This window comes from Bradyrhizobium genomosp. III (genome assembly GCF_000261705.1).
In the GTDB taxonomy this organism is placed as follows: domain Bacteria; phylum Pseudomonadota; class Alphaproteobacteria; order Rhizobiales; family Xanthobacteraceae; genus Bradyrhizobium; species Bradyrhizobium ottawaense.
The window spans coordinates 1-4,823 of sequence record NZ_AJQF01000178.1; the positions used below are offsets into that span (position 1 = coordinate 1).

At 67.0% G+C, this 4,823-nt stretch carries 5 protein-coding genes; all 5 read left to right on the forward strand.

Translation table 11 applies throughout. The annotated features are described in order from the left end of the window. On the forward strand, positions 1-753 hold a 753-nt coding region (locus tag IC66_RS0115825; protein WP_038948283.1), incomplete at its 5' end, for a polyprenyl synthetase family protein. 511 nt (positions 754-1,264) lie between these two features. After that, entirely contained in the window at positions 1,265-1,780 is a 516-nt protein-coding gene (locus tag IC66_RS0115830) for a winged helix-turn-helix transcriptional regulator (protein ID WP_028141659.1), read from the forward strand. 1 nt (position 1,781) lies between these two features. Then, the gene (gene fabF, locus IC66_RS0115835) at positions 1,782-3,044 is read left to right on the forward strand and encodes a beta-ketoacyl-ACP synthase II (protein WP_038948284.1); all 1,263 of its coding nucleotides are present in this window, start codon (positions 1,782-1,784) and stop codon (positions 3,042-3,044) included. Between the two features lie 43 nt (positions 3,045-3,087). Further along, positions 3,088-3,720: a LysE family translocator gene (locus IC66_RS0115840; RefSeq protein WP_028141661.1), complete on the forward strand. Its 633-nt coding sequence runs from the start codon at positions 3,088-3,090 to the stop codon at positions 3,718-3,720. 7 nt (positions 3,721-3,727) lie between these two features. Continuing rightward, on the forward strand, positions 3,728-4,603 hold the full coding sequence (locus IC66_RS0115845) for an alpha/beta fold hydrolase (protein ID WP_038948285.1): 876 nt from the start codon (positions 3,728-3,730) through the stop codon (positions 4,601-4,603). The last annotated feature ends 220 nt before the right edge of the window (positions 4,604-4,823 follow it).

Consider the following 4,823-nt stretch of genomic DNA (forward strand, 5'->3'; position numbering starts at 1 on the left):
TTCATGCATACCGCCACGCTCCTGCACGACGACGTCGTCGACGAGAGCGAGATGCGCCGCGGCAAGCTGTCGGCCCGCATGCTCTGGGGCAACGAGGCGAGCGTGCTGGTCGGCGACTTCCTGCTCGGCCAGGCCTTCCGCATGATGGTCGAGGTCGGCTCGCTCCGCGCGCTCGACATCCTCTCTGCGGCCGCCGCCACCATCGCCGAGGGCGAGGTGATGCAGCTGGCCGCCGCCAAGAACACCGCGACCACCGAGGACGAATATCTCGCCGTGATCCGCGGCAAGACCGCCGAGCTGTTCGCGGCGGCCTGCGAGGTCGGCCCCGTCATCGCCAACCGCCCCAAGGCCGAGCAGACCGCCTGCCGCTCGGTCGGCATGAATCTCGGCATCGCCTTCCAGCTCGTCGACGACGTGCTCGACTATGGCGGCAAGAGCGCAAAGCTCGGCAAGAACACCGGCGACGATTTCCGCGAGGGCAAGATCACCCTGCCCGTCGTGCTCGCCTTCCGCCGCGGCAACGACACCGAGCGCGCGTTCTGGATCCGGGCGCTCGAGCGCGGCGAGATCGGCGATAGCGACCTCGATCACGCCATCGGGCTCATGAACAAGCACCGCGCGCTCGAGGACACGCTCAGCCGCGCCCAGCACTACGGCGCCATGGCGGTGGACGCACTGGCGCTGTTCCCCTCCTCGCCGATGAAGAGCGCGCTGGAGCAGGTGGTGGCGTTCTGTCTCGCAAGGTCGCACTAGGCTTTTGCGTTTCGGCGCACCGCCAGCGAAACATCCGGTGTCGTCCCTGCGAACGCAGGGACCCATACCGCGTGATCCATCGATACAGTGTCGGTGCGAGTACCGATAACATCCGATCTTCGCCAAACCACTCCCTGTGGTTATGGGTCCCGGCGTTCGCCGGGACGACACCGGTGAGATAGGTCCGGACTATCTCCACATCGTCATTGCGAACGCAGCGACTTGTCCGCCGAAGCCTTGGCGAAGGCGGAGCAATCCAGAATCCCTCCGCGGAGACGTTCGCTCGCAATGACGGAGTTCGGGGCAACAACACAGTCACTCTCGTGTCCCGGACGCGCTGCAACGCCCTTCGCGTTGCTGCTGCAGAGCCGGGACCCACGGGACATCCGCAGTCATCAGCAACATGGGCCCCGGCTCTGCAGCGCACCGCTGAAGAAGCGCTGCGCTGCGTCCGGGGCACGAGGTTGCCTAGTCACTTGCATTTTGCAAGTCACTCACCTACCTTCCCGCCATGCAACCCAAATCCCCCTCGATCCTGGAATGCCCGGTCGGCCGTGCCGTCGAGACGGTCGGCGAATGGTGGAGCATCCTGATCCTGCGAGATGCGTTTCAGGGGGCGACGAAATTCGACGAATTTTCGCAAAGCCTCGGGATCGCTCCGAACATCCTGTCGCGGCGCCTCGCTCACCTCACCGCGAGTGGCATGTTCGTGCGGCGCCGCTATCATGAGCGGCCGCCGCGTTACGAATACGTTCTGACCGACAAGGCGCGGGATTTCTTCCCGGTGATCGCTACGCTGCTCGCCTTCGGCAACAAGCATCTCGCGCCCAAAGGTGAATCCATTCTGCTGGCGAACCGGAGCGACGCTCGCCCGTTCGATCCGGTCGTGGTCGACGCTACCGACATGCAGCCGATCACGCTCGCCAATACGGTCGTCGTCGCCGGTCCCCGCGCCAGCCGCGGCATGCGCAAGCGGATCGCTTCACTCAAGGCCATGAACCCGGCCGTCGCGCCGGCTGGAGAGTAATATGCGTCGTATCGTCGTGACGGGAATGGGCGCGGTATCGCCGCTCGGCTGCGGTGTCGAAACCTCATGGCGCCGGCTGCTCGCCGGTCAAAGCGGACTGCGCCCGCTGCCCGAATGGGCGCAGGCGCTGCCGGCGCGCATTGCCGGACTCGTGCCCGACAAGGCCGACGATGCCGATGGCGGCTTCGATCCCGCGCAGGCCGCCGCACCAAAAGACCAGCGCAAGATGGATCGCTTCATCCTGTTCGCGCTGCTCGCGGCCGCCGAGGCGATCGCGCAGGCGAAATGGACGCCGCAGGATGCTGCCGCGCTGGAGCGCACCGCGACGATCATCGCCTCCGGCGTCGGCGGTTTCCCGGCGATGGCGGAGGCGGTGCGCATCACCGAGCAGCGCGGCGTGCGCCGGCTCTCGCCGTTCACGATCCCCTCGTTCCTGGCCAATCTCGCCGCCGGCCACGTCTCGATCAAATACGGCTACAAGGGCGCGCTCGGCACACCGGTCACCGCATGCGCCGCCGGCGTCCAGGCGATCGGCGATGCCGCGCGCATGATCCATGCGGGCGAAGTCGACATCGCGATCTGCGGCGGCGCGGAGGCCTGCATCGACATCGTCAGCCTCGGCGGCTTTGCGGCAGCGCGCGCGTTGTCGAGCTCCTTCAACGCGGAGCCGGCGCGGGCCTCGCGCCCGTTCGATCGGGACCGCGACGGCTTTGTCATGGGCGAAGGCGCCGGCATTCTTGTCATCGAGGAGCTGGAGCATGCGCTCGCGCGTGGCGCCATGCCGATCGCAGAAGTGATCGGATACGGCACGACGGCGGACGCTTATCACATGACGTCCGGTCCGCCCGACGGCGACGGCGCCCGCCGCGCCATGGAGATCGCGCTTCGGCAGGCGAGCCTTGCACCGGCAGATCTGCAGCACCTCAACGCCCACGCAACATCGACGCCCGCCGGCGACGAGAGCGAGCTTGGCGCGATCGCCGCGCTGTTCGGCCGTAACCGCGGCATCGCCGTCAGCGCGACCAAATCGGCCACCGGCCATCTGCTCGGCGCCGCCGGCGGCCTCGAGGCGATCTTCACCGTGCTCGCTTTGCGCGACCAGATCGCGCCGCCGACGCTCAACCTCGAAAACCCCGATGCGGGCGCTGAGGGCATCGACATCGTCGCCGGCAGCGCGCGGCCGATGCCGATGCAACACGCAATCTCCAACGGCTTTGGCTTCGGCGGGGTCAATGCCAGCGTGATCTTCCGCCGCGCGGGCTAAACGAGAGCCTTGCAATCGCGGCACGCTGCGCTACGAAAACAGGATGATCGAAACGAATTTCTGGCTGTTCCTGGCCGCAGCCTGTCTCATTGCCGCCGTTCCCGGCCCCGGCATCTTCTACGTCGCGGCACGGACCTTGTCGGAGGGACGCGCCAGCGGCTTCGCATCGACCGCAGGCACGGCGCTGGGCGGACTGGTTCATGTCGTCGCGGGCAGCCTCGGCATCTCCGCCATCATCCTCGCCAGCGCCGAATTGTTCGCCGCCGTCAAATTCGTCGGCGCGCTCTACCTGGTCTGGCTCGGCATCAAGACCTTTCGCAGCGCCGGCCGCGCACTGTCGCTCGAGAGCGAGCCGGCCGGTGACAAGCGCGCATTCCGCGACGGCGTGCTGGTCGAGGCGCTGAACCCGAAGACCGCCGCGTTCTTCCTCGCCTTCATTCCGCAATTCCTCGATCCCGCGGGACCGAGCCCCACGCTGCAGTTCATTATGCTGGGTGCGATCTCGGTGGCGTTGAACACGCTTGCCGACGTCGTCGTGGTGCTGATGGCCTCCGCTACCCGCACGCAGCTGATCGGACGGCCGCACCTGATGCGGCGTCTCACCCAGGGCTCCGGCGTCTTCATTGCAGGCCTCGGCCTGTCGCTGGCACTGGTGCGGCGGCCGGCGAATGGATAGCGCCCCGATGCCCGCCCCGCAAAGCCGCTTCTACGAGTCTCATGGTCTACGGCTGCATTACGCCGATTGGGGCAATGAGGGCGCGCCGCCTCTCATCCTGGTCCATGGCGGCCGCGATCACTGCCGGAGCTGGGACGTCATCGCCCGGTCATTGCAGCCGCATTTTCATGTGGTGGCGCCCGACCTGCGCGGCCATGGCAATTCCGACTGGACCAGGGGCGGCAGCTACGCACTGACCGAATATGTCTACGATCTCGCCCAGCTCATCCGCACCATCGCAGCGTCTCAGGTGACCCTCGTCGGCCATTCGATGGGCGGCATGGTGAGCCTGATCTTTTCAGGGTCATTCCCTGAACAGGTCTCGAAGCTGGTCGTGCTCGACGGCGTGACGATGCTGCCGGACACGCCAAAGCCGCCGGCGCATGAGCGCATCGGCAAATGGGTGGTCCAGCTCGACAAGCTGCACGACCGCTCGCCGCGCCGCTATGCGACCCTGGCGGACACAGCGGCGCAGATGGTGCTTCACAACAGGCGCCTGTCCCGCGACCTCGCGCTGCATCTCGCCACGCACGGCGCACGGCAGAATGAGGACGGTACCTATAGCTGGAAGTTCGATCCCTATCAGCGCGCCTCGGCGCCGCACCGGCTCTGGCCGGACGACCACATCGCGCTGTGGTCGCGCATCACCTGCCCGACGCTGCTCTTGAACGCCGGTGAAAGTTTTCTCGCCGGTGCCAGAGCAGCAGGCCTGGAGCGTTATTTCCCGCAAGCGCGCGTCGAGACCATCGCCGGGGCGGGACACTGGCTGCAGCACGACAAGCCGCAGGAAGTGCTGGGCGAGATCCGTGGGTTTCTTGGGCTGGCCGAGGACGGCGCGGGTTAGCTCCGCTGCCGTAGGGTGGGCAAAGGCGCGTCAGCGCCGTGCCCACGTTGTCGGAAGTGGTGGGCACGCTTCCGCCTTCGCTCTTCGAGCTACGGCGGACAAGTCGCTTTGCTCACCCTACGGCACCGTCGCTTAGCTCAACGTCCCCGCATGCACCCACCAGCCGGGATGGTCGCGCCGGATCTTTTCGGCCGCGGCATGGGTATCGGCGGGGGGGGCG

What these genes read in the sequence shown, in the direction of transcription:
- IC66_RS0115830 (WP_028141659.1), top strand. Translation starts at nt 1,265, where the DNA reads ATGCAACCCAAATCCCCCTCGATCCTGGAATGCCCGGTCGGCCGTGCC.
- IC66_RS0115845 (WP_038948285.1), top strand. Translation starts at nt 3,728, where the DNA reads ATGCCCGCCCCGCAAAGCCGCTTCTACGAGTCTCATGGTCTACGGCTG.
- fabF (WP_038948284.1), top strand. Translation starts at nt 1,782, where the DNA reads ATGCGTCGTATCGTCGTGACGGGAATGGGCGCGGTATCGCCGCTCGGC.
- IC66_RS0115840 (WP_028141661.1), top strand. Translation starts at nt 3,088, where the DNA reads ATGATCGAAACGAATTTCTGGCTGTTCCTGGCCGCAGCCTGTCTCATT.